The following is a 23629-nucleotide window of genomic DNA, read 5'->3' on the forward strand; positions in this document are numbered from 1 at the left end:
TAAAAGATTTGTTTGATGATTGTTTACTTCTTATCTAGTTTTCAAGGTATAATTTTTTCGTAAGAAAAACTTATAAAAAAGTTAAATTTTTTATAAAAAAACACTTGATTTTATACTCAGAAATGAATATAATATTACTTGTCCTTGTAAAATGTATCACTTGGATAAAGCAAAAAAGATCTAGTGACAATAGCGAAGAGGTCACACCTGTTCCCATGCCGAACACAGTAGTTAAGCTCTTCAGCGCCGATGGTAGTTGGGCTTAAGCCTGCGAGAGTAGGACGTCGCTAGGCATACTATCCATTCCACAGTAGCTCAGTGGTAGAGCAATCGGCTGTTAACCGATCGGTCGTAGGTTCGAATCCTACCTGTGAGCCAAAATGGAGAGCTGTCCGAGTGGCCGAAGGAGCACGATTGGAAATCGTGTAGGCGGCGTTAAACCGTCTCGAGGGTTCAAATCCCTCGCTCTCCGCCAGATGACTTTTACTTATGGCCCGTTGGTCAAGCGGTTAAGACACCGCCCTTTCACGGCGGTAACACGGGTTCGAATCCCGTACGGGTCACCATTATATGTTGGAGGATTAGCTCAGCTGGGAGAGCACCTGCCTTACAAGCAGGGGGTCGCAGGTTCGAGCCCTGCATCCTCCACCATTTACAAACTTTATATCGTCGCGGGGTGGAGCAGTCTGGTAGCTCGTCGGGCTCATAACCCGAAGGTCATAGGTTCAAATCCTATCCCCGCAACCAAACAATTTAATATGGTCCGGTAGTTCAGTTGGTTAGAATGCCTGCCTGTCACGCAGGAGGTCGCGGGTTCGAGTCCCGTCCGGACCGCCACTTAATTTATTAAGTGCCCATAAATGGCTCGGTAGCTCAGTTGGTAGAGCAACGGATTGAAGCTCCGTGTGTCGGCGGTTCGACTCCGTCCCGAGCCACCATTTATTTGGAGGGATAGCGAAGTTGGCCAAACGCGGCGGACTGTAAATCCGCTCCCATCGGGTTCGTAGGTTCGAGTCCTACTCCCTCCACCATTTTTTCTTTTTAATACAAGTGAGATAATAATATAGGGGTATAGTTTAATGGTAGAACAGAGGTCTCCAAAACCTCCGGTGTGGGTTCAACTCCTACTACCCCTGCTCTTTCTAATTTTATATTGTGGCGGTCGTGGTGAAGTGGTTAACACATCGGATTGTGGTTCCGACATACGTGGGTTCGATCCCCACCGGTCGCCCCATTTTTGTTTATAAAGATTTAATTATATATTGTTGGGCTATAGCCAAGCGGTAAGGCAACGGTTTTTGGTTCCGTCATGCGTTGGTTCGAATCCAGCTAGCCCAGCCATTCTTGCGAAAGTAGTTCAGTGGTAGAACACCACCTTGCCAAGGTGGGGGTCGCGGGTTCGAATCCCGTCTTTCGCTCCATTTTTTTATTTAGAGAACGGCGGTATAGCCAAGTGGTAAGGCAGAGGTCTGCAAAACCTTCATCACCGGTTCAAATCCGGTTACCGCCTCCATAATATGCCGGTGTGGCGGAATTGGCAGACGCGCGGGACTCAAAATCCCGTTCTTTCACGAGAGTGTCGGTTCGACCCCGACCACCGGTACTTTTGAGTTAATTTAAGTTAATTTTAAAAAAAGATGATAGTCTAGGAATGTTGTTATATCAACGTTCCTAGACTTTTTTTATATTTTGAGTTTGTCGTAGAATATCATACGTTTTAAAATTCTATTACACATTTCTTACACAAGAAGTTCATCAAGAATCTTGATTGTATTATCTTCATCTTCCTTGCGCATTTCTTTTAAAATGTGTGCGTATGTTTTCCAAGTCGTTTCTAAATTCTTGTGTCCTAAACGTTCAGAAATGTAGTTGATTGATACCTTTTTATACAACAACACACTAGCATGTGTATGCCTTAAACCGTGTATAGTTAAGTCTTTAAGTTTCAACTCACTTAAAATAGATCTAAGCAGCTTATTTACGTTTGTATTAGTAATCACTTGATGCCTAGATTTTGGACTATAAAATACTAGGTTATTGATGTTTAACGTTGATTTTTTTACTAATGGTTTAAATAGATCCATCGTTGCCTTATTGATTTTTATTTTTCTAACTTCATGGTTCTTTGTAGGGGCAAAACGTGGATCATCAAACTTATAGTTCCAAGTCTTATCTACATTGATCACGTTATTCTTAAAATCAAAATCTTTACGAGTTAAACCAACGATTTCACTAAAACGCATACCCGTTACTAAAGCTAAAAAGATAATGTAGTAGCCTAGTCCTTGATCTAATCGGTCAAGGACTAATTTTTTTAACTTTTTACTTTCTTCATAGTTCAAATGTTTTTGATCAGGTCGTTTTGATTCAACTTTATAAGTTAACGTCACTTTACGAGTAAAGTCAAACGGTATAATCATATCTTCTACAGCATCTTTCACACATGATCTAATGTGACGATTTAACTTATCTACCGTTTCTTTAGCACGTTTTGAACCGTATTGATTGATAAATAACTGATAATCATTTCTTGTGATGTCCTGGATCGGTACGTTAGCAAAATAATCTTTAATCACGTTCAATGTGTCGTTATAGTGTGATTTTGTAGATTCGCTGATGTTCGTCTTATATAGCTTCACCCAATTATCAAAATACTGGTCAAATGGTTGCGGCTTTAAACTCTTAATGACTGACTTACTTAGATTTCCTTCAATTTGAGCCGCTGCAATTTGTGCTTCTTTCTTTGTTTTAAATCCGCCCTTTCTAATATTTTTAGGTTTTGCACTTACAGTGTATTGCCATGTATTGCCCCGTTTTTGAAAACTAGCCATAACAATACCACCTTTCATTTGAATTTCTCATAATACCATCTAGCCGATCACTTACAACTTGTTCCGATACGCAAAACGCTTGCGCCATTTTACTAATCACAAATGGATCATGTAAATCAAACAATTTAATCATGTGATAGGGAATAGCCGCATATCTTGTAAACCTTACTGCATCATATTCTTGTAGTTGTATAAATGCACTTGCTAGAAACAGTTGTGATCCATAATGACGTAAAATGTGACATAACTCATGAAAGTAATGTTCCCGCCTTAAATGTTCCGGCAAGCTAGCATCTACATTAATCATTCTAAAGCGTCCAGATTCAAATGCAAATGTTTTTTTAGTGGTATAAGTCAAGTTAATGCCAAAACCGTCTGAAATCGCCTGTAAATCAATCTGATAAGGTTCTAGTATACCTATTGATTTATAATAGTTCGATATTGCTAGTTCTGTTTCAAATGGTTTATAGTCCAATTTAATCACCTCATAACCATTATACGAACACTTGTTCTTTTTATCAAGAAAAAAATTACAACCTAAAAAGATTGTAATTCAAATTTACTTTATGTATTTTAGTCGTTTAGCTTCTTGATCACGCCATGTTAACAACTTATTTTGTACCCAAGTCTTATCATTTGTAGCGATTCTGTTGTCATCAGCTTCACGCATTGCGGCTAAAGATATATCTGACGTTGTAATAAGTCTTGCAAGCATACATTTGTGATTCTTTTTAGCGGTGTTCAATTCTCTAATTATTCTAACGTCTACTTGTTGTTTAGTGTACTTTTTGATTTGAACAGCTTCATGACCATTATCTTCTTTGTTCCAGATGATTAGATCAATACCACCGTCAGCACCTTCACCGGTTTCTTTAGGCTTTTGTCCTTTAGCTTCAAAATAATAAAAACAAAGTCTTTCAAATTCACGCCATGTTAGTTGATCAAATGGCAATGTCAAAATTTCTTTTTTACCTCTTAACTGATTATGCCCCTTTTTAGGTGCATTGTTTGTAGCTTTTTTTATTTGTTGTTTTCTTAGTTGCTGCCTTATTGGTCGTTTTCTTTTTCGTTGTTTTACGTTTTGTCTTTTTTAGTCGGGATCATTGCTTTTACTGATTCGCCAACAATAAATGATATAGCTAAAGCGCCAACAATAAAATACATGATGGGAATAAAGCTAAAAACATTACGTGCCATGATCAACAAAAGAAAAACAATTAATGCTATTGAGTAACCTAACTGATCCTTATCCTTTTTCGTCATTTCACTTCTCCCTTTGTCCTGATTTCCATTTTACATATTCAATGTGTTCTTTAATATCTTCAATTTCTTCAGGTGTTAGACCGTCCATATCGAAAAAGAACAGATTATCGTTTTCACTATCTTCTTTACCTAAAAGGTAATCAGTAGACACTTCAAGTACATTGGATAACTTTAATAGTTCTTGATCTTTAACAGGTCTTTCACCTGATTCAATACGATTCATAACTGAAACATTAATATCTATTCTTCTTGATAGTTCTCTTTGCGACCAACCCCGCTTTTCTCTTAACTTTATAATTCGTTCGCCAATATTCATTAAGATCACCTACTTTCTAATATAGCAATTATATTTTAACATTTTTCCGTTATGGAAAAATAATTATTTCTAAAATAACAATAAAAACTGTTGACATTTCTAAAATAGCAAGTTATATTTAATACATAAAGTTTCTAAAACAGAAATGCAGGGGGTTAAATAATGAAAGAACTAAATCTTGAATACATTAGATCAAGACGTAATCAATTAGGTTTAAGCCAACTGAAAATGGCTGAAACACTAGGTTTTAAAAACAGTTCAACATACTTAAAATACGAAAGGGGCATCTATTCATTTAAAGCGGAACAACTACCAATTTTAGCAAACATTCTAAATTGTGATATATCAGATTTTTTTATCATAAACATTGCTAAAATAGAAATTTAATTAAGGAGATGAAACAAATGCAAGAACTAGAAGTGAGTTTATCTATCCCTATACCCTCAAACATGGTCTTAATAAGCAGGATTGAATTAAAACAGTTAAAAGATAATGCTTTGGCAGGTGTCTATTGGACTATGAAAGATTTGGAACAACGCACTGGAAAGAAACAAACATGGTTAAAAGAGAACATTCTTTATCAACCAAGATTTAAAAAGCAGCTTGATCTTGAACACGGTGGCTTTGTCTACTATCCAAAGAATCAAGGCGAAAAGTGGACGTTTCACGCATCAAAAATGGCTGATTTCTTAGACAAAAACTTTTCAAAAATTCATCAAAAGGCGGTGTAACAATGGCTGAAAAATATGTAACGTTTACCGGTCAAGAAACTTATTTCACTAACAACGTTAATCAAGTTTCAAAATTAGAAAGAGTTCTAAGAGAACAAAAGATTGAGTATAGAACAATTCTTTATATCAACAACAAACCAGTCACTTATGACGTAGATCAAGGCTTTGTTCAAATGGATAAAGAAGAAGAAATGAAAATTATAAACCAAGCAATGAAAGGGGCTTTATGAAATGGCAAAGTACAGACAAGTCTACATTGATTTTTGGCAAGATGGTTTTATTCTAGATCTCACACCTGAAGAAAAATATTTTTACCTTTACTTAATGACAAACAGCAAAACAACCCAGTGCGGCATATACGAATTGCCGAAAAGAATTGTAGAAACTGAAACAGGTTACAACCGTGAAACAGTTAATAAATTGATTCAACGTTTTGTTGATTATGGAAAAATTGATTACAACGAAAGCACAAGAGAAATTCATGTGATAAATTGGGTCAAGTTTAATTGGAATCAATCAAAAAAGGTTTTGATGTTAATTGATAAAGAACTAAGAAATGTAAAACATGAATCATTCTTAAAAACTTTTTTTACTGTATGCATAGATAATGGATACAGTATAGATACCCTACCTATATACAATGAGTACCTTAATAAAAATGATTCGAATGAAGAAACCAAAAAAAACAGCAAAAAAGATGATGAACAAGTAAAACCTTGTAATGACGGGGATTCAATACCGTATCCATACCCTATTGATAGTCCATATATAGACCCGGGGGAAGAACTAAGAACTAAACAACAAGAACTAAGAACTAATAACCAAGAACCAATAACTAAACAACAAGAACAACAACAAGAAGTAAACGCACTTACAATATTTTGGGATAAAAACGGATTTGGTGAAGATAATCATTATGCTAAAAAATCGTTGTTGTCGTTTGAAAATAAATTTGATTTTGATGATTTTGATGAAATGGCATTTAAAGCAATGAACATAGCATGTGAAGCTAATAAAAGACACATTGCTTATTTGCTTGGCATCTTAAACAACTGGAACAAACAAGGCATCAAGAACTTACAACAGCTTGAAGAACAGGCAAGCAAACAAAGTTATAAGCAACAAGATAAAAAGCCGCATGATCCTAGCATGGATCAATACACAAAATTACTAGGGTAGGTGAATGTAATGCAATCAATGCAAGAATCTATTAAAAAACTTTGGAAAGAATATGGTGTTGTTGCTTTCGTTGAGAAAAAAACATGTGATGTGTGTGGTGATGAATACAGCATGTATGAGCGTACAGATCGTGAAGGGAACAAGCACCTTATGGGTATGTGTATGACATGTGAGAACAAAAAACTAAGAGCAAAGTTCCCAAAAACGAAAGAAGAACTAGATAATAATAAATTTAATATTTGGATAAGTCACCATGAAAACATTGAGAAAAGTATTCATGAATCTAGTTTTGAAAGCTATAAACCACAAACAGACAAGCAACGTGAAGCACTAAGGCTATGCAAGGGCTATGTGTCTAAGTTTAATAACTTTTCTAAGAAACATAGTCTTGTTTTTAAAGGCGATGTAGGGCTAGGCAAATCACACTTAGCCGCATCAATACTAAAAGAGTTACGAGAACAAGGCTACAAAGTCATGTTTTTAACAACAACTGATTTGATGAACATGATCAAATCAACGTTTAACTACAATAGCGCACAAACACAAGATGACATTATCAAGCGTTTAGAATCGTTAGACTTGCTTGTTCTTGATGATGTAGGCGCTGAATATGTGAAGCGTGATGCACAAGGTTTTGAAACATGGGCAAGTGAAGTCTTATTTCAAGTGATTAACTCACGTCAAGCACTGCCGACCGTATACACGACTAATTACAAGGCGGAAGATTTCAGTGCGAAATACGGAAAGCAAGGTAAACGCATCTTGTCACGAATGTTAAACAGTGCGGAAATAATCGAATTTGATGGCGTTGATCAACGCATAAATAACTTTTAGAAAAGGAGTGAAGAAGTGTTTATAAAACTAACTAATTACTTTAATCGTGAAAATACATTTATAAATATCCAACACATTGAAAGCATGTCCAGAGTAAAAAGTGATGATAAAACAGAGATTTCAACTTTAACTAGCAAAATTGATCGTTACTTTCTTGTCATCGAAACGCCGGAAGAAATAATAAAAATGATTGAGGAGATGGAGAAATGAAATTAAAAGACACTAAAATACTCATTCCACAAATACCAAAAGAATGGAATAAAAGATTACGTTCGGGACACACAAATATTTGGAATGAACACTCCTATAATAGTGAATTGCCAGAAGTAAGATTAGATCCACCAATGCGAGGTTTGTATGCTGAAAGGTTTGAAGATGGATGCTATTGAGTGTGACGGTGATCAACAAGATGTGTTTTATATCGCTCAAGCCATTGAACCAAAAATAGAAATAGATCCAATAAACATTATCGAAAAAATGCAAGATCAAGCTATACAAGAATATGACTATTATGCTTTTGATTATCTTAATAGAGTGTCAAGAGCAGATATAGCTGAATTGCATGACAGACTAAACAAAGAATTTAACGATTGGCAAGAAAAAAACGGTTACAAGCCTAATTTTTACGACATTAGAAGTGAAGAATCATTTTCAATCAATGACTATGACAGCGAAAAAAGAGAAATAACAAAACAACATAAACAAACAGATATTTATGATATGGGGTGTTGAAATGAGCGATTTAATAAACTTAAAAATACATGTAAGCAATTCGTATAGAAAGATATCGAAAGACTCTATATTTTGTATTGATGGCGAAAGCTATATTTTGAAGAAAATAATTAGCGTTATTTTGTTAGATAATTCGGTAGGTTATCCTGAAAGGATTGCTTTAGTCGAAGGCAAGTTCATAAAGCGGGAGGAAGTGCTGAAATGAAAAAGAGACTAAAGAAGAAAGTGATCAAGAAATTAGCTGATAAAAATAAACAGTATGAATTAACAGGATTAACATATAAACCAACAAAACTTGAAAATAGAATAGTTGAGAGCATTTTCAATAGTGAATTAAGAGAGTTTCATACTGAAGAACGTGATAGCAAATATCCATACGATAATAAATTTCACATAAGATTTTATGTGAAATTAAAAGAAATAGACAACATGTTCAAATCTGAAAATCTATTAGAACTAGCTAAAAAAATTTAAGAGGTGAAAGAATGACAATACCGGTATTAGTTTTTGAGAGTAAGCGAGAAAAGGGCGTTATTTATCGAATGGCATAGATTGTGCTGATAGTGATCACATTGACGGTGATGTAACTGACTTAAAACTTGCGATGATGATATGGCGTATAGATCTTCAAGTACCGACAAAGAAAGATCTACAAGAAAACATAGATTTATCACGTGAATATAAAAAGCGAATGAGAGAATTATATGGCGATGAAGCTATTGTTAGTTTTGATATGGAATTGTGGTTAGAACTGTATGAGCCAGTCGTAAAACATTTAGACGTTGAAACATTTAATAATGCTAGGGAGTGGGATCAATGACAAGCGTTGTTGTATTTAAACCAAAAGAAATTAAAGACACGAGAACCGTTTTTGAGAAGTACCCGGAATTATGTGTGGCAGTTGGTTATCTACCGAATCAAGCGAATCAAGATGCTTTAAAAAAATCTAGCTAGGGGGCTAAACATGTTCATCGAATCTAGTAAAGCACGAGGAAATCACTATTGTTACGTCAAGAAGTATGTGCCAGTCCAACGTATGAAGTACCGTGAAACGTTGTACAGTTTAGGTAAAATTGAAGATGCATTGAAAGAGTTAGAACACTGGGAAAATGACTTAAATCATGTACCAAAAATTGTTTTGTCTGAAGGTATCACACACAACCAGATTAAAAAATGGCGTATGAAGTTAAACGAAAAGTTACATAAAATGGAAAGGGGCGCATCAGTTAATAAAAGTAAAATGATCATTTGAATGGTGCAGTATAGCAATATATTTATATATATTATTACATGCACTAAAAATATAAGCAGAACGGGGAAAATGGAGTAAACGAGCGCACGTTATTAAGTCGCTTTTTACTCTTTTTTTCGTTCATTTTGTTCAAAAGTTTTGAATGGTTATCACTAATATCTTGATAGTGGGGTAGGCTACACCTTTTATATTTTATCGAGTGGTAAAAAAACGAATTTTTAAGTTTTAAAAATGTTTTGGCATAAAATCTAAATGTTTTGGCATGTTTTGGCATAGTTTTTCTCAAAAAGGGGTGGTAAGGTTAAGTCAATCAATAATTAAAAACGGTTGGTGATCAAGTTGAACGAGGAAACAGAATTGCAGGAAACTGACGAAACAGGTCAAGAAACTGAAACAGAATTGACAGAAACAACAGATACACCAACTGAAACAACGACAGATGAACAAGTTGACGAACAGACTGACGAATCGACAGATCAAACAGATGAACCAGTTCAAACGACTGAAACAACAAGCGAACCGACAACAGACGAACCGCAAGTGGTCGTTCCAGTCGATACCAGAGAAATGACCGTGGTTGATTCTCAGGCGGGGACAATCAACGTGATCCATGAAGTAACGATTGGTGATTTGTTAGTGTCAACAGCGTTGTTTATTTTAATTATTTTTATGCTGATAGATCGAGTTGTTAGGAGGTAAAGCATGTATCAAGTATTAGACTTTACCGGTAAAGAAATTTTTCTAGCGTACGTAGTGATTATTTCAGCAAGTTTGGTTTTGTACCCACTCACAAATTTAGTCATTGGCTTACTTGAGGGGGTTGCTGAAAAATGGAGATAGGCGGCTTAATGGCAGAAGCTTTAAAGTTTGGTTAGGCAATCCGGACATTTTAAGTATCTTACTTACTTTTACAGTATTTGTGTCGGTGCTTCTTACGTTAATAACAATCATACAAAAATAGTTAGGGGTGATCATGAGTGAATTTATCAGGCGTTTGGGATTGGACATTTTTCTGGGATACATTCGGTTTTACTTTACGTACAGTTTCAAACTTTTTAATGATCATTGTAGCTATTGTTGCGGTAGGTATGTTGTTAAACGTAGTAATTAAAGCAGTGAGAAATGGGCGATAAAAATGAAACTAGAGTTTTTCACTGATGCCAGACTTAATGAAATGTGGGGCTACATTAAAATGCTTCTTGAGATGGTAGCACCGGGCGTTATGATTACATTCGGTATTTTTGCGGTTGGGCTTCTAGTCAGTATTGTAGCAAAGTCATTTAGACAAGCATCAAAAGAACAAGATGATCATGATTATGATTATCAAGAATATTAATCGTTATTATTAGGCACACGCCTATAATATATAAATGTTTTAAAAATAAAGGAGAGTATAAGAAATGGAGGAAACAGGCATGTTTACAGGCGTAACTTTACCTTTCGAGGTGACTGAACTTTTAACGGCGGCTATGGATCTTTTAAAGATTGTATCACCATTAGTTCTACTCGGTATTGCATTCGTAGTTGTACCTAAATTCATCGGACTTATTAATAAGTCTATGACTAAAGGCGGCAGCAAGTAATTATTATCACATTATAAAAACGGGGTAGGTAGTGTAAATGCTACCCGCCCCGTTTTTTGTTTAAGAAGGTGATCGAGTGAAGAAAGTTGTTTTGATTGTTGTGTTGTTGTTGATGATTCCACTTTCAATCGTATCGGCTGCATCTGTTACGTTACCTTACTATGGTACAACAAGTGAATCAGAAAAGTTTATGTGGGCTGACCCGAATAAAGGAGATGATGAATTCACTTTTGTTGAATACACAAGTAACAGTAATAACGCTGAAATACTTATGTATGAAACGGTTAGTGGTTCAGCATCATTGATAGGTTCGCAATCTTTAAGTAATGGTGTTCATTCATTTAATTTTCCGGCAAACGTATCAGCAATAAAATTACGATCTAATGATGGCGGAGAGGTTTATCTCAATTACATGGAATCAAACAATCCAGTATCAACGCAAATCTATTTTGAAGAACCAACAACAAACCCAGACCCTGAGCCAGACCCTGGAGGTGGTTCTGGAGATTGTGGTTGTGTCGTTGATATACCGGGTTGGGATAACATGATGGGCAAACTTGATGAAATCAAAAATGCGATACAACCCGCCCCAGATTGGCAGCAAGTCGCAAATACGATGCGTGACACGATTGTACCGGCTTTTAGATCAGAGATGGAAGATATGTTAGGTACAGCACCAGAACCACAAAGCGCACCCGTGTTCAACAATCCATTACAAGGCGGCATAGATGAACCTAGGGGAAGTTTACCAAGTGATTTTGAAGAATCAGGCTTTACAGCAGGTGATTTAAAAGCAGATGCGGAAGAAATACAGTTCCAAGAAGATGCGTCAGGTGGATTTGAACTACTTGATCCAGTTGGATCACTACCAACGCAAGAAGAATTTAAATAGAACATACCAAGTGAACAAGACTTGCAAGCGCCAGAAGTTCCAGATGTATCAGGTACAGCGCCAGAACCACCCGTACAAGAGAACATTGCACCAGAACCACCAGACGTAACTGGAACCGCACCAAGCCCAATCGTGGAAGATAACATTGCGCCTAGTCCTAGTGAGGGTGAAAATGTAGCACCAACGCCAGGTTATACAACCGGTACAGCGCCTTTACCTGGTGATGATTCAGGAACCGCACCAGTTCCAAGCGATGATTTAACAACAGCGCCTTTACCAAGTGACGATCTAACAGGTGCGCCAATACCTAATACAGAATAGAAAAGGGTGAGAAAGTGAAAAAGAAAGTCGTTGTTTTAATACTAGCGTTGTTTATGTTGATGCCGGTTTCCGGGGTGTTTGCTGAAGAATTTGACTATCAACATGGTTTGTTAGATTCTTTGTACATTAAAGATATAACACTAAAAGAAACAGCCTATGATAATGATTTAAATACTAATGTTATTGGTAGTGATTTGGGTTATGTTGAATTTGAAGTTCCAATGATAATAAATGCTATTTTTACAGAAACTTCAGGTATGTTTCCGTATTTCGATACTTATTTTTTAGACGAAAATGGAAATGAACTATTACAATTTAATGAACGTGATGGAGACGGCTATCAAACAGTAAGTATTGATAATGTTAAAAAAATTATTTTAAGAAAGAACGCTGGAACAACATATTATGAAACTGATTTTTTTGGCGAGCCAATGGAAGAAGTAAAGCTACCAATAAAAGATGTTACAAATCTAGCCTATGAAAAAAAATACAATGAAATAAATCTTAATTGGCAAAATCCAGCGCAAGAACATTTTAGTCACGTTTTAATTAGTTTTAACGAACAAACATATGAAACAACTGAACAATCATATAGATTTGAAAATCTAGAATCGAACAAAGAATATGATGTGTTTATTCAGTCCGTTGATAATCAAGGCTTAAAATCTGATGGTATAAGTTTAACAGCTAAAACTGATAATGTTCCTTCATCTTTTTTAGGAGATATAAAAGAAATTAATGCTGACGCATCACACGATAGAGTAGATCTATCATGGTCGTTACCTGAAACGGAATACTTTGAACATGTCAATATCTATCGTAAAAGTGTGAGTGATGTTCAAACATTTAGCTTATTATCAGTTGATGCATATGATCCACTATTTGAAACAAACGGAACATACTTTAATGATTTAACCGTTGAAGAACAAACAACGTATGATTACAAGCTAACAACTGAATTTCAAGGCTTAGAAAGTGAAGGCGTGACCGTTCAAGCGACAACTTTAGTAGCACCGCCACCAGAGTTAGGCGGTCAAGAGTTTGAAGAACAAGAAAACGGTGATTATCTAGTTTCTTGGCAACAGCCAGAAGCAGGGCAAGTGAGGATTTTAGTTGACGGAAAAGAATATGTAGTTGTGCCTGCTAGTGATAAACAGTTTACTATTCCTGCCGCTGATATGAAATACGGACCTTTAGGCAACCCTTTAGTAAGTATTCAGACGATTGGTGACAACGGAGAAGAATCTGAAATCGTTGATAGTGGTTCAAATATTGATTTACCTTTTGGTGTTGGTGAGTTGATAGAAACTAGTGCCGGACTAATGAAAGTTATCGGAAGTTTAATTCTATTAGGTCTATCGTTTATCTTAGTACCTAAATTCGTGAAGATGATTAAACAATCATTAAGCAGTAGAAAAAACGAAAGGGAACGAATAGAACGAGAACAACGAGTGTCAGAACGTGCTTATAGAGAACCAAGAGAATCACGAATAAGCACAAGAGAAGGGCGAACGTCAACACGAGTTCCAAGAGAGTTTAGAAAGGGTGAATGATAATGAATACAGATTTATTAAGTCAGATCATTCAAGTTGTATTTGAGGGGCATTTAAAATATATTGCCCCTTTCCTCTTTCTTTTGATGATCACGTTATTTAGTCAAAAGCTGATTGATCTAATGATGGGCATCTTTAGTAAAAGGAAGTTTTATTAATGGGTATCTTAGGTGATGCTTTTAGAAAATTATTTGATTTATTTTGGAGATTCGGAGAATGGTTGATAGGTGGCATTGCTTCACTCTTTCAATTCTTGATTGATCTACTAGTTAATTTTTTTACACTCATATTTGATGTGATACGTGCTTTACTCTATATCGTTTATATGATTGGGGTACTAGCAGTCAAACTGTTTGAAGTATTGTTTGAGATTGGTTCATTACTTGTGTCTTTAATCGTTGGATTTGGACGAACGTTAGGTAGTCTAGCATATACGCCAACAGGAAGTGGCGGACATGGTTACAGTGACACAATCAGCAAGCTATTCCATGCATTAGAACCAATGCAACTTGATGTAATTGCTTATATTCTAGCGTTTGCGTTATGGGTTATTACAGCAGTAACAGCGATTAAATTAATTTCAAGTATACGAGTAGGGGGCGAATGATTTGAACGTGTATGAAGTATTAAAAAAAGTTTATTGATACGATCTTACAGCCGCCAATTTCATTTCTTGATCTTGCTATTGAAAGATTACAAGGTGTACAACTAGTAACAGCGCAAGGATTGAATATAGGTCAATATTTTAAAGTGTTTGGTGATCTACCTAGCGAATGGCAGATGGTTGTCACCTCTCTTTTAGCATCGACCGTGCTACTGGGTACACTCTTAATGGTTAGATCAATCATGAGATTATACTTTTCTGTTAAGGACGGGGTTAAATGGTGGTAAAAAAATTGAAAGGAATGATGTTAAATGTTTGATGCATTTGTATATATGTTTTTTCTAGGGAGTGGAACAGCTTTAGGCGTGGCGACAATCGGGTTTTTATCCTGGTTCTTAGTAAAGAAAATTAATCAACCAAAGATAAAGAAAAACAAGAATAGAAAAGGTGGTAAAGTAAATGGCATTATTTAAACGCAAACAAGAAGAGGAAGATTACAGCATTGAAACAACGGATCTATTAATTGTATTTGATAACGATAACCGTACAAGCGATATAAAACAGATTGATTATATTGATGATGATGCAGTAACAGTAGAAGGCGCTTATAAAGTGCCAATTAAAGATTGTGAAATATCAGTGGGCAAAGAAGGACGTAACTTCTTTTACCGAGCACCGCAACAATCAATTAATGAAGTTGAACGTTTAGCACGTCTAGAACAAAATATTGTACTAAGTCAGATTACAAGTTATCGGGAACCAGAAATGCCGAATGCTACCGATTTAACTAAGATAATTTTGATGGGATTGATTGCACTAGCGTTTATTGCAATGATCTTCATTGCCTAGTGATTTTATGCAAAAACACATGTTGTCAGAAGCGATTTTAAGCAAGTTAAATGTTGATAGATGGGGGATTGATGGTTAAATGCAAAATAATAATGGTATGAATAACGTTGATAATGCGAATAAATTACAAAGTGCGATTAGTGATGATTTATTTCCGCAAGTACAACATATTTCAGATGTAAAACAAGTCATTGAAGAAATGACAACAAAATCACAAGCACTAAGAGAACCGCAAGTAAAAGCAATATTGTACTTAAAGCGATTAGGCGAAAACAAATATTTATATCCTGACAAAAATCCATATAAGGAAATCACTGATTACATTACTAAGCAAGGTAAAACAGATGTTGCTGATCCTGATTACTACTTAGATACGATAGAAGCACTAATTCCTAAGCCGCCTAAACCAATCGTGATGGCACCGGGTGATGCGAAAGGTGGTAAGAAGTAATGGCGCACCATATTTTTATACAGGGTGCGCTTGGATCAGGTAAAACGTTTATGATGTCATTATTGGCGCACTACTGGAAAGAGAAAACTCAAGCGAATGGCGGACATGTTGAACTATTTAGTAACTATGAATTAAAAGACAGTAAGCCTATGCGTGATTATGAAACATGGTATGACGTGGCGCAAGCGCAAGGATCTATTGTTTGTTGGGACGAGTCACAAATGGCGTTTAGTAATCGTAAATGGTCAAAATATGGTGCAGGTGTCGCAACGGAAGTTTTAATGTTTACACGTAAAATGCACTCGGTGCAAATCTATTGTTCACCGTCTATCAATAATATTGATAGTCGTATACGTCAGATTGTAGAAATACTTATCACCGTTAGAAAAATCGGTGACAAGGGTTTTGAATTACATTTTAGAGATTTTCAGACGGGCGAATTTATGCATAAGCAGTTCCTTCCGATGTGGAAAGCGAAAAGGGTCTTTAGATTAAACTTGTACGACACTTTTAATATGGTTCAAGGATTCCCTTTACCGCAAACAGAGCGGGAAGGTACAGAGTTCTTTGCCACGTTAGACGAGATCCATAACAATGCGAGGGGTAAACGTAAAAATGGACGTAAACAAAGTATCAGTAGTTAAACAAAACTACAACGAAAAAGACCCACGTAAACTAGCGTACTTGTACCCGTCAATTAATATCGTTGTTTATGCTAAAAAAGTACAAGAGTTTTGTTTTTATCAGTCGTTAGATGTTGCCGAGGATCTAGCGAACCGACAAGGATATTTATTATTGCCTTACAGTTGTATGCATTGGACTAGGGCGAAAAACTATGCTGATGATCGTAAAGTTAAGATAGGACGTAAATCATTTTTTATGATGAAGCCTAACGAGTTGACGAAAAACGAGATAAACAAGCTACATGATTATATATGGGAGGTTGTAGGACATGAACCAAGCTTTAGTAAACAAAGTTAGTCAAGACACTGATAAGATTTTAAGTTTTTGTCAGCTTTTAAAAGTTGCTTTACAAGATAAGTTTATCAAGCACGATCTAACAGATAGCGAGTTTGCGCACATGATTAATCTTTTAACGGTGATTAATCACCGTGCGACTGAAGTTAATTTTGAAGTAAAAGACTATATACGTGACTACAATCGTAAAATGCATATCTATCAGCCGGAACAGATTCAAAAGATTATTGATAAGAAGGTGTAAACATGTTTGAAATTATCGTAACAAAAGGTGAAGCAGCATCTTTAATGCTTGCTATGGCACAATCACGACAAAACGTAAAAAAAGCATTTAAAAAGACAAGAAAAAACGACTTGCAAACGTACGATAGCATTAAAAATCATTTAGAAGCCAATACAGAAGATTTAGAAAGCCTGAATGATTTAACACGCACAAGACTATTAATGACACGTGACGAGCTTATTTTAACGTCAGATTTTATAGATTGGTATGTTTCAGGCGCAAAAGAAGTTATAAAAGAAGCATTTAACAAAGTCGATGATAAAAGCCAAGAACAATTTGACAACATGACGAAAATAAAAAATAAAGTTGGTGAGTTGCTTGCTAAATAAAATCACTTTGCTAGTGATCACTGTTTTATTGATGGCAGGTTATCCAGTGAAGGCTGATAACCTGCAACAGTTAGAAAAGTACCAAAACGAATTAGAAAATGCACAAGAACAGCTATTAATCTATCAAAACAACGACTTAAACGAACAAATGAAACAAGAGATGATTAAGTTAAACAAGCGAGTATCTGAATTAAAGGGATATGTTAAAGCTTACGAGATGACACAAACAAATATCTTTATCAAACAACAACTAGTGAAGCTAGATCCTAACGCAAAACTTTATTTTCCGGCATCTACAACACGCATCACGTCCTATTTTGATAACAACCGTAAGCACCCAATTACAGGTGAGAATAAGGCACACATAGGCATTGATATTGCCATGCCAGGCAATCAATATATCTTTGCTGCCGAAAAAGGTAAGGTGATTGACGTTTATAAAGAGTATGACGGTAAAATGAATGGTTACGGTGATGCAATTATGTTGGAACACAAGATAGACTTAGACGGTGACGGACAAAAGGAAGTAGTGACAACGTTTTACGCTCACTTAATGCCAGAAACAACACAAGTAAAAGTTGGTGATGTTGTTGATCGTGGTCAGTTGATTGCACAAATGGGTAATAGCGGAATAAGTACAGGACAGCATTTACATTTTGAAGTTCATATTGGTAAATGGTCAAAACAAAATGCAGTAGATCCAATGCTATTTATAAATTAGGGGGTGAAAGGTATGAGTATAAACAAGATTAGATCATTACTTTACAAAACAGCAAAGTTTCTAGGTGATGTGAATGCGGTGAGAAAAGGGAAGATCAAGCAACGCATCAAAAATAGAATCGTTGGTAAGTACGCAAGTAAACGCATGTTTAGATAATAGGGCGATGATGATCGTCCTTTTCTTTTAACTTAAACGGTGTCATATCTTTCAAGTTATGACACTATTTAATCAAGCAACTAGAATCAGTGTTTGACTTGTGTCATAACTTAGGTTCATAATTAGGAGGTAAATAACAATGAAATATGGTTATGCTAGAGTATCAACTTTACAACAAGATTTAAACATACAAATTAAAGCGCTTAATAAAGAAGGTTGTGATAAGATTTATCAAGATAAATTTACGGGAACAAAAAAGAATCGTCCTACTTTTAAAAAACTACTTTATGATCTAAATCCAGGTGATACGCTAATTGTGACTAAACTTGATAGATTCGCGCGTTCAACAGTAGATGGGATTAAAACGATTCGAGAACTGTTTGATAAAGGTGTCAAAGTTCACGTTTTGAACATGGGGTTGGTTGAGGACACCCCAACAGGACGTTTAATCTTTAATATTATGAGTTCGTTCGCTGAATTTGAACGTGATATGATTGTGGAGAGAACGCAAGAAGGAAAAATACTAGCCAGGGGAAAAGAAGGATTTAGAGAAGGGAGACCAAAGAAATATAGTAAGAAACAAATTGATCATGCACTAGAATTGAAATGCAAATATTCATACAAGCAAGTAGAAGAATTAACTGGAATAAGTAAAAGTACATTAATTCGAAATAAAAATAAGACTTAAGAGGTGACATGAATTGATAAATAAAAAGCAAAAATTTTAATCGATACTCAAAATGGATTAGAATATTATTAAAAGGATGATTTCAATGTTTTAAGAGAGCTTTTTCACGCTAATTATCAGATACATAGTAATGATAAAACATACATTTAAAATCATTTGATGAATTAGTTATTAGGATTGAACATTTTAGGTTTGATTCGCCAGAGAGCGAAGGTGGTGAAAAAATAAATATAAGGAAATTATTAGTTTTAGAGAAGGGTATAAACATTTATCAAAATCACCTGACAAATACTTAATGGTGACGAACTTTTCCGGATATAGAAATCGATTCTTCTGTGAAAAACATTGTTTTTATGCTAATATGATTATCAGAAGACGGATTTTTCCGGCGAGGGAGGATAAATGATGAAAATTGAAGATGTTATTATATTAGCAGAGAATCACTTTCAAGAAAAAGAAAATCAAATTTAGAAAAACTCTCTTAAAAATAGCGGAGAGTGAAAAGAAAGCAGGGAAAAAAAATAATCATTTAATGTTATTAAATATACTAAATAAATACCCCGAAGAAAAAAGATACCAAGCATCTACAGGCTTAAAAAATGTTTGACAATAATAAGAAAAAAAATGAATCTAGTATTATAAAATCCAAACTATATGATGTTATATACCCATCGGGTATCGATACAGACAAGCTTGTTTTATCATCGGAAGTTCAAAAAAAAGTTGACTCATTGATTAATGAGTACTCTAATAAAGAAAAGTTTGAAAAAAGAGGTATCATTATTGAAAATAGACTTTTGCTTTGTGGACCTCCGGGTTGCGGGAAAACTACTATCGCCTATCATATTGCCAAAAAAATGAATTTACCCATTGTCTACGTTAGACTTGACTCATTGATTTCCTCTATGTTAGGTCAAACTTCGTCTAATTTAAGAGCAATATTTGAAGAATTGAATGACAAAAATGTTATTATATTTCTTGATGAATTTGATTCTATTGCTAAGAAAAGAGATGATAGTAATGAATTGGGAGAACTGAAAAGGGTGGTTAATTCATTACTGCAAAATATTGATAAAATGCCTACGAATAATTCTTAATATCAGCTTCTAATCATGAAAAATTATTAGACTCTGCTATTTGGCGGAGATTTAATAGTGTTTTATACCTGGATAAACCAGACTCAAATCTAAGAGAAGTGTATATCAGAAACTTGTTGTTTGAACACAAATTTCACATGGATAAAATCAGCGTAGAAAAGGCTAGCCGTTATTGCAGTAATTTTAGTTTCTCAGAAATTCAAGAAGTTTGTATGAAGACTATGAAAAAATCTATATTAAATAACAGTTCGGATATCCTGTTAGAAGACTTTTCACAATCGATCATTGAAGTGGTTCTTATGTATAATTTTTCTAAAGAGAAAATTAATTATGAAAAAATAATACGACTTAGAGAGAATGGGCTAACTTTAACTAATATCTCTGAATTGTTAGGAATTCCTCGCAGCACATTGGCAGATAAATTGAAAGGAGGTAGGTGAAGATTATGAGTAACGATAAAAAAGGAAAAAAACATTTTACAATCCCAGATAATGAAGTGAAACGAGAGGAAAATAAGCGGAAATTTATTCCTGAATTGGTTGAAATTGATTTTAAAGAACATGGAATGAAAATTAGTGAGGGGATTTCATCAATAAAAGAAAGAAACAACTTTGAACACAATATATTATCAAATGATATATTGTTTTTTCAAGTTCAGCTTCCAGTTAATAAAATCATTGATTCACGAGGCGACTATGAAAGGGTTTTTGCTGAAAATAAGATAAGTATTAATGCTATTAGGGATCCATATAAAGCTATCGTCTCAATGAAAAAGGGCGATATGGAGAAGTTAGAAGCGAGTGCATTAGAATATAAAGAAGGTACAGCTCCTAAAAGTTCTTTTTGGCAGTATATTGATGAAATATCTCCAATAAACAATTATGATAAGAAGAGCAAAAAACTACATCATTTTCAACAAAGTGAGGTGGATAATGATGTAATTGATGCACAAATAACTATTGTCCCTAAACTGGACAATGAACAATATGCAAAAATATTGCCCCATCTAATTAATTTAGTGAAGAGGTTTAATGGGAATATAGAAAGTGACGGAATCTACTATCTTGCAGATCATACGCCTGTAATACATGCGTATTTACCTTCCAGTGCAATAAATGAACTAATAGAACAAGATGTTATATTAGATATAGATATCACTCATAACTATAATGGTAGCCATCAGATTACTGAAAACGGACTCGACGTAAAAAAAATTGACTTTTATGACGAGAATCTAGATGACCTCCCAATCATCTGTGTTCTTGATGATGGGATTTCTTTCCCCGATAATATTGCGGCTTCTGTTGTTGGTAGATGGGTTGCACCGGATATTAATTACAATACTTCTGCCCATGGTACAAAAGTGGCTAGTAGAATTATATTTGGAGACAATTTGGCTGATCAAATAAACAATAAAATACTTGTACCTAAGGCTAGAGTTATCGATGCAGTAATATCAGATGGAAATAACGTTACAGAGACGAAAATAATTCACAGGATTAGGAAAGCCGTCCAGGATATCAAACATGTTACTACAACATTTTGTCTAGCTTTTAATGATAACACTTCCTCCGTTTTTGGTGAAAAAACAGTCAGTAAATTAGCTTTTGAATTAGATGTTCTATCCTATAAAGAGGGGGTTAATTTCGTTGTTTCAATGGGTAATCATAAATTGTGGAAGGATTTAGATGATATTAATGATATTTATAACCATGACGATGCACGTGTGGCCTCACCAGCTGAAAGTTTCTATTCTTTATCTATAGGATCAATCACGAAAGATCAACACCCAGACAGTATATCTAATATTAATGCTCTTTCTCCTTTCAGTAGAATTGGATATGGATTTGCAAATTCGTATAAACCAGATTTAGTGTACCCTGGAGGAAATGTATGTAAACGAAATAAGAGATGTTTTATTCCAAAAACCTCTGATATGCTCGTCATTAATTCAAATGGTTTTATTACATTAGACTTTGGTACAAGTTTTTCAACCCCTTTAGCAGCATTTGACTTAAGTTCCTTACAATATTCTGTTATTGAATATTTAAATAGTATCGGAGATACGGAAGATTCAGATAGAAAAGCTGCATTTATATCAAGAGGTTTACTGAGCCACCATGCCATCTCGATAGATACTATGTCAAAAGAAACAACTGAAGACTATAACAAGATATATGGTTGTGGTTATGGAAATTTAGAGAATGCAAAGGAATCATTCTTGTCTAAGCCAACATATATTAGGTATGGAAAAATGAACCGAAAAACAAAAGAAAAAGTTGGTTTCCTAATTCCTTCTGTGCTATCTGATAAAAGAAAAAAGTGGCGAAAAATTAGCAAGGCTTACAGTAACGTGTTTGTCTATCTCACCAGTAGATATAAGTAAGGGTAGTGAATATTTACGAGCTATATTGATACCTCATTGCATATGCTAAATACAAATTCGAAATTAGTCACTAAGAATCCTTCACAAAAAAATGGCAGAAAGAAATGGAGCAATTTACATCACTTTTCACAAGATTTTACCGTTTTTGATTCCGGGGATTGGGAGTTATGGTTAAACCTATATACAAAGCCGGAAATTCTAGACGAAGATGAAATAGAATATATATTAATAATTACAATAGAGAGTTTGTATGAAGAAGAACAATTAGATCTTTACGGAGAAATTGAAGCTAGCAATAGATTCAATGTACTACAAGAAATTTCTATAAATATGGATGTAACTGAGGAGAATTAATGATGAACAAATTTGAAATAATAATGCCTATAAAAAAAAGATGAATCACCACCAGAAAAAGTGTACGGTGGATCGAGCGGATTTGCAACCGCTTTAGAAGGTGCAAAAATCAACTTTGATGAAATTACAAGCTTCGTAGACAGTATAGGAGAATATGAACTCGATAATATCGAATTAAACTTGGAAGCTGCAATTGAAACTAACGGAATCACAAAGCTTATGGTGGGTGCTTCTGGAACTGCAGGGGTAAAATTAACTATTAAAAGAAAAAACTAATTATATAATTCTTTTACTTTATTCTTTATTATGAAAATATTAATGGATTTTTGATTCTTTATTTTTGCACACGTAGTATTCCAACAATCTTTATGTGATGTTTAACTTGGTGAATAGAGTTAATAGAATGAAAAACTTAGCCATCTTTAAAACAGTGTAAGGATTTAACGTTAATTATAATTTATATGTCAGCAACGTTTTTTAGAAAATTTAGATATATTCCGGAATATTGTTTTAATATTTTATTGGTTATATGAAAATTAATCGGTAATAAATTTCAAAACATTTTTCTGTTTCGGTAATAAAAGGGATATCGTTGATTGATGGTGTCTTAGTGCAATTTTCAGTTGTTCTAAAACATGATTGTGATTTCAAAAACATATAAAGGTGTGTAATATTTAATTTTAGAAATGGTTAATAGTTATTTTTAGTTGAATTACACATTATTTTCTCAAGAGAGTACAAGAACGTTGATTTAAGTTGTGTGAGGTCCCTCCTGGGAATCAAAATAACTAAGTTATAGGGCGGTTAGTATTAGAGGGGATATATTTATCTATATAAAAGCATCTGCAATAGCAGATGCTTTTATTACACATTTCTTACACAACAACTTACAAGAATATTGATATAATAGCCTATAAGGGAACAAGAGTACCCCGACCACCGGTACTTTAGCGTTATTTTAAGTTAATTTAAAAAATATCAAAACCCTTAGAAATGTTGTTATATCAACGTTCCTAAGGGTTTTTAATTTTATAGTATTGTCATAGAGGTTCTTTGTCAAATGGTGTTGGTGAGAAATTTTAACCACGAATATGCCACACTGATTACATACGAAGTTCATCAAGAACTTTTATTAAAATTATCTCTTAATATACTTGTTGAGGTTCATCAATCAATGAAATCACCTCTTCAAAGTTCAAAACAACTTTTTCATTAGTTCATAATGACCACCACACAAAGTTATTTT

At 34.6% G+C, this 23629-nt stretch carries 42 protein-coding genes, 14 tRNA genes and 1 rRNA gene; 52 read left to right on the top strand and 5 right to left on the bottom strand.

Annotation, left to right across the window (positions count from 1 at the left end):
• The first annotated feature begins 179 nt into the window (after window positions 1-179).
• The 15 genes from rrf to JCM19043_RS13470 all read left to right on the top strand — a co-directional run bounded on the left by rrf (window position 180) and on the right by JCM19043_RS13470 (window position 1603).
• Window positions 180-293 (top strand): 5S ribosomal RNA (gene rrf / locus JCM19043_RS13400).
• 12 nt (window positions 294-305) lie between these two features.
• Window positions 306-378 (top strand) — tRNA-Asn (locus JCM19043_RS13405).
• Between the two features lie 4 nt (window positions 379-382).
• Window positions 383-475, top strand: a tRNA-Ser gene (locus JCM19043_RS13410).
• A gap of 16 nt (window positions 476-491) precedes the next feature.
• Window positions 492-566 (top strand) — tRNA-Glu (locus JCM19043_RS13415).
• 9 nt (window positions 567-575) lie between these two features.
• A tRNA-Val gene (locus JCM19043_RS13420) sits at window positions 576-651 on the top strand.
• Window positions 652-670: 19 nt separating this feature from the next.
• Window positions 671-747, top strand: a tRNA-Met gene (locus JCM19043_RS13425).
• A 13-nt stretch (window positions 748-760) separates the two neighbouring features.
• Window positions 761-837, top strand: a tRNA-Asp gene (locus JCM19043_RS13430).
• 25 nt (window positions 838-862) lie between these two features.
• A tRNA-Phe gene (locus tag JCM19043_RS13435) sits at window positions 863-938 on the top strand.
• A gap of 7 nt (window positions 939-945) precedes the next feature.
• Window positions 946-1031 (top strand) — tRNA-Tyr (locus tag JCM19043_RS13440).
• 34 nt (window positions 1032-1065) lie between these two features.
• A tRNA-Trp gene (locus JCM19043_RS13445) sits at window positions 1066-1136 on the top strand.
• 22 nt (window positions 1137-1158) lie between these two features.
• Window positions 1159-1234: transfer RNA gene (locus JCM19043_RS13450), tRNA-His, on the top strand.
• A 32-nt stretch (window positions 1235-1266) separates the two neighbouring features.
• Window positions 1267-1341 (top strand) — tRNA-Gln (locus tag JCM19043_RS13455).
• A gap of 5 nt (window positions 1342-1346) precedes the next feature.
• A tRNA-Gly gene (locus JCM19043_RS13460) sits at window positions 1347-1421 on the top strand.
• Between the two features lie 18 nt (window positions 1422-1439).
• A tRNA-Cys gene (locus tag JCM19043_RS13465) sits at window positions 1440-1513 on the top strand.
• Between the two features lie 6 nt (window positions 1514-1519).
• Window positions 1520-1603 (top strand) — tRNA-Leu (locus JCM19043_RS13470).
• Window positions 1604-1739: 136 nt separating this feature from the next.
• On the opposite strand, the gene JCM19043_RS13475 is transcribed toward JCM19043_RS13470, so the two are convergent.
• The 5 genes from JCM19043_RS13475 to JCM19043_RS13495 all read right to left on the bottom strand — a co-directional run bounded on the left by JCM19043_RS13475 (window position 1740) and on the right by JCM19043_RS13495 (window position 4410).
• Window positions 1740-2831 (bottom strand): tyrosine-type recombinase/integrase, encoded by a 1092-nt coding sequence (locus JCM19043_RS13475; protein ID WP_062323248.1) that lies wholly within the window; start codon window positions 2829-2831, stop codon window positions 1740-1742.
• Entirely contained in the window at window positions 2824-3306 is a 483-nt protein-coding gene (locus JCM19043_RS13480; RefSeq protein ID WP_062323250.1) for an ImmA/IrrE family metallo-endopeptidase, read from the bottom strand. The genes JCM19043_RS13475 and JCM19043_RS13480 overlap by 8 nt, the downstream gene beginning before the upstream one ends.
• Before the next feature lie 84 nt (window positions 3307-3390).
• Window positions 3391-3789: a restriction endonuclease gene (locus JCM19043_RS13485; protein WP_197274814.1), complete on the bottom strand. Its 399-nt coding sequence runs from the start codon at window positions 3787-3789 to the stop codon at window positions 3391-3393.
• Between the two features lie 116 nt (window positions 3790-3905).
• Window positions 3906-4094, bottom strand: a complete 189-nt coding sequence (locus JCM19043_RS13490; protein WP_062323255.1) for a hypothetical protein — start codon at window positions 4092-4094, stop codon at window positions 3906-3908.
• Window position 4095: 1 nt separating this feature from the next.
• Entirely contained in the window at window positions 4096-4410 is a 315-nt protein-coding gene (locus JCM19043_RS13495; RefSeq protein ID WP_062323257.1) for a helix-turn-helix domain-containing protein, read from the bottom strand.
• 162 nt (window positions 4411-4572) lie between these two features.
• On the opposite strand from JCM19043_RS13495, the gene JCM19043_RS13500 reads away from it, so the two are divergent.
• From JCM19043_RS13500 to JCM19043_RS13650, 37 genes are all read left to right on the top strand, one after another.
• Window positions 4573-4797: a helix-turn-helix domain-containing protein gene (locus JCM19043_RS13500; RefSeq protein WP_062323259.1), complete on the top strand. Its 225-nt coding sequence runs from the start codon at window positions 4573-4575 to the stop codon at window positions 4795-4797.
• A gap of 17 nt (window positions 4798-4814) precedes the next feature.
• Complete coding sequence (locus tag JCM19043_RS13505) at window positions 4815-5141, top strand: DUF771 domain-containing protein (protein ID WP_062323261.1); 327 nt, start codon at window positions 4815-4817, stop codon at window positions 5139-5141.
• A 2-nt stretch (window positions 5142-5143) separates the two neighbouring features.
• Complete coding sequence (locus JCM19043_RS13510; protein WP_062323263.1) at window positions 5144-5371, top strand: hypothetical protein; 228 nt, start codon at window positions 5144-5146, stop codon at window positions 5369-5371.
• 1 nt (window position 5372) lies between these two features.
• Window positions 5373-6320 (top strand): DnaD domain protein, encoded by a 948-nt coding sequence (locus JCM19043_RS13515; RefSeq protein WP_062323265.1) that lies wholly within the window; start codon window positions 5373-5375, stop codon window positions 6318-6320.
• A gap of 9 nt (window positions 6321-6329) precedes the next feature.
• Entirely contained in the window at window positions 6330-7154 is an 825-nt protein-coding gene (locus JCM19043_RS13520) for an ATP-binding protein (RefSeq protein WP_062323267.1), read from the top strand.
• A gap of 15 nt (window positions 7155-7169) precedes the next feature.
• The gene (locus JCM19043_RS13525) at window positions 7170-7364 is read left to right on the top strand and encodes a hypothetical protein (protein ID WP_062323269.1); all 195 of its coding nucleotides are present in this window, start codon (window positions 7170-7172) and stop codon (window positions 7362-7364) included.
• Complete coding sequence (locus tag JCM19043_RS13530; RefSeq protein WP_062323272.1) at window positions 7361-7543, top strand: hypothetical protein; 183 nt, start codon at window positions 7361-7363, stop codon at window positions 7541-7543. The genes JCM19043_RS13525 and JCM19043_RS13530 overlap by 4 nt, the downstream gene beginning before the upstream one ends.
• Window positions 7530-7886, top strand: coding sequence for a hypothetical protein (locus JCM19043_RS13535; protein ID WP_062323274.1), 357 nt, complete (start codon window positions 7530-7532; stop codon window positions 7884-7886). Before JCM19043_RS13530 ends, JCM19043_RS13535 begins: the two co-directional genes overlap by 14 nt.
• Before the next feature lie 201 nt (window positions 7887-8087).
• Window positions 8088-8360, top strand: coding sequence for a hypothetical protein (locus tag JCM19043_RS13545; protein ID WP_062323279.1), 273 nt, complete (start codon window positions 8088-8090; stop codon window positions 8358-8360).
• 133 nt (window positions 8361-8493) lie between these two features.
• Window positions 8494-8706, top strand: a complete 213-nt coding sequence (locus JCM19043_RS13550) for a hypothetical protein (RefSeq protein ID WP_062323281.1) — start codon at window positions 8494-8496, stop codon at window positions 8704-8706.
• Window positions 8703-8840: a hypothetical protein gene (locus JCM19043_RS16580; RefSeq protein ID WP_156321424.1), complete on the top strand. Its 138-nt coding sequence runs from the start codon at window positions 8703-8705 to the stop codon at window positions 8838-8840. The genes JCM19043_RS13550 and JCM19043_RS16580 overlap by 4 nt, the downstream gene beginning before the upstream one ends.
• A gap of 10 nt (window positions 8841-8850) precedes the next feature.
• Window positions 8851-9138 carry a hypothetical protein gene (locus JCM19043_RS13555; RefSeq protein ID WP_062323283.1) on the top strand — a complete coding sequence of 96 codons (288 nt, stop codon included), beginning with the start codon at window positions 8851-8853 and terminating at the stop codon, window positions 9136-9138.
• A gap of 357 nt (window positions 9139-9495) precedes the next feature.
• Window positions 9496-9837, top strand: a complete 342-nt coding sequence (locus JCM19043_RS13560) for a hypothetical protein (RefSeq protein WP_062323285.1) — start codon at window positions 9496-9498, stop codon at window positions 9835-9837.
• A 3-nt stretch (window positions 9838-9840) separates the two neighbouring features.
• On the top strand, window positions 9841-9978 hold the full coding sequence (locus JCM19043_RS16585) for a hypothetical protein (protein ID WP_156321425.1): 138 nt from the start codon (window positions 9841-9843) through the stop codon (window positions 9976-9978).
• 137 nt (window positions 9979-10115) lie between these two features.
• Entirely contained in the window at window positions 10116-10271 is a 156-nt protein-coding gene (locus JCM19043_RS13565; RefSeq protein ID WP_062323286.1) for a hypothetical protein, read from the top strand.
• Window positions 10272-10273: 2 nt separating this feature from the next.
• Window positions 10274-10474: a hypothetical protein gene (locus tag JCM19043_RS13570; protein ID WP_062323288.1), complete on the top strand. Its 201-nt coding sequence runs from the start codon at window positions 10274-10276 to the stop codon at window positions 10472-10474.
• 64 nt (window positions 10475-10538) lie between these two features.
• Window positions 10539-10721, top strand: a complete 183-nt coding sequence (locus JCM19043_RS13575) for a hypothetical protein (RefSeq protein WP_062323290.1) — start codon at window positions 10539-10541, stop codon at window positions 10719-10721.
• A 76-nt stretch (window positions 10722-10797) separates the two neighbouring features.
• Complete coding sequence (locus JCM19043_RS13580; protein ID WP_062323292.1) at window positions 10798-11613, top strand: hypothetical protein; 816 nt, start codon at window positions 10798-10800, stop codon at window positions 11611-11613.
• A gap of 21 nt (window positions 11614-11634) precedes the next feature.
• Window positions 11635-11934: a hypothetical protein gene (locus tag JCM19043_RS13585; protein WP_062323294.1), complete on the top strand. Its 300-nt coding sequence runs from the start codon at window positions 11635-11637 to the stop codon at window positions 11932-11934.
• 14 nt (window positions 11935-11948) lie between these two features.
• The gene (locus JCM19043_RS13590; RefSeq protein WP_062323296.1) at window positions 11949-13487 is read left to right on the top strand and encodes a hypothetical protein; all 1539 of its coding nucleotides are present in this window, start codon (window positions 11949-11951) and stop codon (window positions 13485-13487) included.
• A gap of 2 nt (window positions 13488-13489) precedes the next feature.
• Complete coding sequence (locus tag JCM19043_RS16940; protein WP_177220733.1) at window positions 13490-13645, top strand: hypothetical protein; 156 nt, start codon at window positions 13490-13492, stop codon at window positions 13643-13645.
• Window positions 13645-14094, top strand: a complete 450-nt coding sequence (locus tag JCM19043_RS13595; RefSeq protein WP_062323298.1) for a hypothetical protein — start codon at window positions 13645-13647, stop codon at window positions 14092-14094. Before JCM19043_RS16940 ends, JCM19043_RS13595 begins: the two co-directional genes overlap by 1 nt.
• A gap of 308 nt (window positions 14095-14402) precedes the next feature.
• Entirely contained in the window at window positions 14403-14564 is a 162-nt protein-coding gene (locus JCM19043_RS16945) for a hypothetical protein (RefSeq protein WP_177220734.1), read from the top strand.
• On the top strand, window positions 14551-14940 hold the full coding sequence (locus JCM19043_RS13600) for a hypothetical protein (protein WP_062323300.1): 390 nt from the start codon (window positions 14551-14553) through the stop codon (window positions 14938-14940). Before JCM19043_RS16945 ends, JCM19043_RS13600 begins: the two co-directional genes overlap by 14 nt.
• A gap of 97 nt (window positions 14941-15037) precedes the next feature.
• A complete protein-coding gene (locus JCM19043_RS13605) occupies window positions 15038-15391 on the top strand; it encodes a hypothetical protein (protein ID WP_062323314.1) in 354 nt (117 codons plus the stop codon).
• On the top strand, window positions 15391-16035 hold the full coding sequence (locus JCM19043_RS13610; RefSeq protein ID WP_062323302.1) for a zonular occludens toxin domain-containing protein: 645 nt from the start codon (window positions 15391-15393) through the stop codon (window positions 16033-16035). Before JCM19043_RS13605 ends, JCM19043_RS13610 begins: the two co-directional genes overlap by 1 nt.
• Window positions 16007-16372 (top strand): hypothetical protein, encoded by a 366-nt coding sequence (locus JCM19043_RS13615; RefSeq protein ID WP_062323304.1) that lies wholly within the window; start codon window positions 16007-16009, stop codon window positions 16370-16372. The genes JCM19043_RS13610 and JCM19043_RS13615 overlap by 29 nt, the downstream gene beginning before the upstream one ends.
• Window positions 16344-16613 carry a hypothetical protein gene (locus tag JCM19043_RS13620; RefSeq protein WP_062323306.1) on the top strand — a complete coding sequence of 90 codons (270 nt, stop codon included), beginning with the start codon at window positions 16344-16346 and terminating at the stop codon, window positions 16611-16613. Before JCM19043_RS13615 ends, JCM19043_RS13620 begins: the two co-directional genes overlap by 29 nt.
• 2 nt (window positions 16614-16615) lie before the next feature.
• Complete coding sequence (locus JCM19043_RS13625) at window positions 16616-16981, top strand: hypothetical protein (protein WP_062323308.1); 366 nt, start codon at window positions 16616-16618, stop codon at window positions 16979-16981.
• A gap of 31 nt (window positions 16982-17012) precedes the next feature.
• A complete protein-coding gene (locus JCM19043_RS13630) occupies window positions 17013-17702 on the top strand; it encodes a M23 family metallopeptidase (protein WP_143103194.1) in 690 nt (229 codons plus the stop codon).
• 12 nt (window positions 17703-17714) lie between these two features.
• Complete coding sequence (locus tag JCM19043_RS16950) at window positions 17715-17858, top strand: hypothetical protein (RefSeq protein ID WP_177220736.1); 144 nt, start codon at window positions 17715-17717, stop codon at window positions 17856-17858.
• 139 nt (window positions 17859-17997) lie between these two features.
• Window positions 17998-18546: a recombinase family protein gene (locus JCM19043_RS13635; RefSeq protein WP_062323312.1), complete on the top strand. Its 549-nt coding sequence runs from the start codon at window positions 17998-18000 to the stop codon at window positions 18544-18546.
• 599 nt (window positions 18547-19145) lie between these two features.
• Window positions 19146-19643, top strand: a complete 498-nt coding sequence (locus JCM19043_RS16955; RefSeq protein WP_197274815.1) for an ATP-binding protein — start codon at window positions 19146-19148, stop codon at window positions 19641-19643.
• Window positions 19644-19780: 137 nt separating this feature from the next.
• Entirely contained in the window at window positions 19781-20083 is a 303-nt protein-coding gene (locus JCM19043_RS16960; RefSeq protein ID WP_197274816.1) for a helix-turn-helix domain-containing protein, read from the top strand.
• Window positions 20084-20088: 5 nt separating this feature from the next.
• A complete protein-coding gene (locus tag JCM19043_RS13645) occupies window positions 20089-22029 on the top strand; it encodes a S8 family serine peptidase (protein ID WP_197274817.1) in 1941 nt (646 codons plus the stop codon).
• A 42-nt stretch (window positions 22030-22071) separates the two neighbouring features.
• Window positions 22072-22383: a hypothetical protein gene (locus tag JCM19043_RS16965; protein WP_197274818.1), complete on the top strand. Its 312-nt coding sequence runs from the start codon at window positions 22072-22074 to the stop codon at window positions 22381-22383.
• 60 nt (window positions 22384-22443) lie between these two features.
• Window positions 22444-22659 carry a hypothetical protein gene (locus JCM19043_RS13650; RefSeq protein ID WP_197274819.1) on the top strand — a complete coding sequence of 72 codons (216 nt, stop codon included), beginning with the start codon at window positions 22444-22446 and terminating at the stop codon, window positions 22657-22659.
• The last annotated feature ends 970 nt before the right edge of the window (window positions 22660-23629 follow it).

Origin of the sequence: Halolactibacillus sp. JCM 19043 (assembly GCF_001310395.1) — a bacterium.
Lineage (GTDB): Bacteria > Bacillota > Bacilli > Bacillales > Amphibacillaceae > Halolactibacillus > Halolactibacillus miurensis.

Coding starts and splice junctions, on each gene's coding strand:
- JCM19043_RS13500 (WP_062323259.1), top strand. CDS start 4,573: ATGAAAGAACTAAATCTTGAATACATTAGATCAAGACGTAATCAATTA.
- JCM19043_RS13505 (WP_062323261.1), top strand. CDS start 4,815: ATGCAAGAACTAGAAGTGAGTTTATCTATCCCTATACCCTCAAACATG.
- JCM19043_RS16940 (WP_177220733.1), top strand. CDS start 13,490: ATGAATACAGATTTATTAAGTCAGATCATTCAAGTTGTATTTGAGGGG.
- JCM19043_RS13570 (WP_062323288.1), top strand. CDS start 10,274: ATGAAACTAGAGTTTTTCACTGATGCCAGACTTAATGAAATGTGGGGC.
- JCM19043_RS16950 (WP_177220736.1), top strand. CDS start 17,715: ATGAGTATAAACAAGATTAGATCATTACTTTACAAAACAGCAAAGTTT.
- JCM19043_RS13645 (WP_197274817.1), top strand. CDS start 20,089: ATGAGTAACGATAAAAAAGGAAAAAAACATTTTACAATCCCAGATAAT.
- JCM19043_RS16955 (WP_197274815.1), top strand. CDS start 19,146: ATGTTTGACAATAATAAGAAAAAAAATGAATCTAGTATTATAAAATCC.
- JCM19043_RS13550 (WP_062323281.1), top strand. CDS start 8,494: ATGATATGGCGTATAGATCTTCAAGTACCGACAAAGAAAGATCTACAA.
- JCM19043_RS13625 (WP_062323308.1), top strand. CDS start 16,616: ATGTTTGAAATTATCGTAACAAAAGGTGAAGCAGCATCTTTAATGCTT.
- JCM19043_RS16945 (WP_177220734.1), top strand. CDS start 14,403: ATGTTTGATGCATTTGTATATATGTTTTTTCTAGGGAGTGGAACAGCT.
- JCM19043_RS13535 (WP_062323274.1), top strand. CDS start 7,530: ATGGATGCTATTGAGTGTGACGGTGATCAACAAGATGTGTTTTATATC.
- JCM19043_RS13510 (WP_062323263.1), top strand. CDS start 5,144: ATGGCTGAAAAATATGTAACGTTTACCGGTCAAGAAACTTATTTCACT.
- JCM19043_RS13530 (WP_062323272.1), top strand. CDS start 7,361: ATGAAATTAAAAGACACTAAAATACTCATTCCACAAATACCAAAAGAA.
- JCM19043_RS13475 (WP_062323248.1), bottom strand. CDS start 2,831: ATGGCTAGTTTTCAAAAACGGGGCAATACATGGCAATACACTGTAAGT.
- JCM19043_RS13620 (WP_062323306.1), top strand. CDS start 16,344: ATGAACCAAGCTTTAGTAAACAAAGTTAGTCAAGACACTGATAAGATT.
- JCM19043_RS13490 (WP_062323255.1), bottom strand. CDS start 4,094: ATGACGAAAAAGGATAAGGATCAGTTAGGTTACTCAATAGCATTAATT.
- JCM19043_RS16585 (WP_156321425.1), top strand. CDS start 9,841: ATGTATCAAGTATTAGACTTTACCGGTAAAGAAATTTTTCTAGCGTAC.
- JCM19043_RS16580 (WP_156321424.1), top strand. CDS start 8,703: ATGACAAGCGTTGTTGTATTTAAACCAAAAGAAATTAAAGACACGAGA.
- JCM19043_RS13495 (WP_062323257.1), bottom strand. CDS start 4,410: ATGAATATTGGCGAACGAATTATAAAGTTAAGAGAAAAGCGGGGTTGG.
- JCM19043_RS13575 (WP_062323290.1), top strand. CDS start 10,539: ATGGAGGAAACAGGCATGTTTACAGGCGTAACTTTACCTTTCGAGGTG.
- JCM19043_RS13630 (WP_143103194.1), top strand. CDS start 17,013: ATGGCAGGTTATCCAGTGAAGGCTGATAACCTGCAACAGTTAGAAAAG.
- JCM19043_RS13635 (WP_062323312.1), top strand. CDS start 17,998: ATGAAATATGGTTATGCTAGAGTATCAACTTTACAACAAGATTTAAAC.
- JCM19043_RS13595 (WP_062323298.1), top strand. CDS start 13,645: ATGGGTATCTTAGGTGATGCTTTTAGAAAATTATTTGATTTATTTTGG.
- JCM19043_RS13615 (WP_062323304.1), top strand. CDS start 16,007: ATGGACGTAAACAAAGTATCAGTAGTTAAACAAAACTACAACGAAAAA.
- JCM19043_RS13610 (WP_062323302.1), top strand. CDS start 15,391: ATGGCGCACCATATTTTTATACAGGGTGCGCTTGGATCAGGTAAAACG.
- JCM19043_RS13605 (WP_062323314.1), top strand. CDS start 15,038: ATGAATAACGTTGATAATGCGAATAAATTACAAAGTGCGATTAGTGAT.
- JCM19043_RS16960 (WP_197274816.1), top strand. CDS start 19,781: ATGGATAAAATCAGCGTAGAAAAGGCTAGCCGTTATTGCAGTAATTTT.
- JCM19043_RS13545 (WP_062323279.1), top strand. CDS start 8,088: ATGAAAAAGAGACTAAAGAAGAAAGTGATCAAGAAATTAGCTGATAAA.
- JCM19043_RS13600 (WP_062323300.1), top strand. CDS start 14,551: ATGGCATTATTTAAACGCAAACAAGAAGAGGAAGATTACAGCATTGAA.
- JCM19043_RS13520 (WP_062323267.1), top strand. CDS start 6,330: ATGCAATCAATGCAAGAATCTATTAAAAAACTTTGGAAAGAATATGGT.
- JCM19043_RS13555 (WP_062323283.1), top strand. CDS start 8,851: ATGTTCATCGAATCTAGTAAAGCACGAGGAAATCACTATTGTTACGTC.
- JCM19043_RS16965 (WP_197274818.1), top strand. CDS start 22,072: ATGCTAAATACAAATTCGAAATTAGTCACTAAGAATCCTTCACAAAAA.
- JCM19043_RS13515 (WP_062323265.1), top strand. CDS start 5,373: ATGGCAAAGTACAGACAAGTCTACATTGATTTTTGGCAAGATGGTTTT.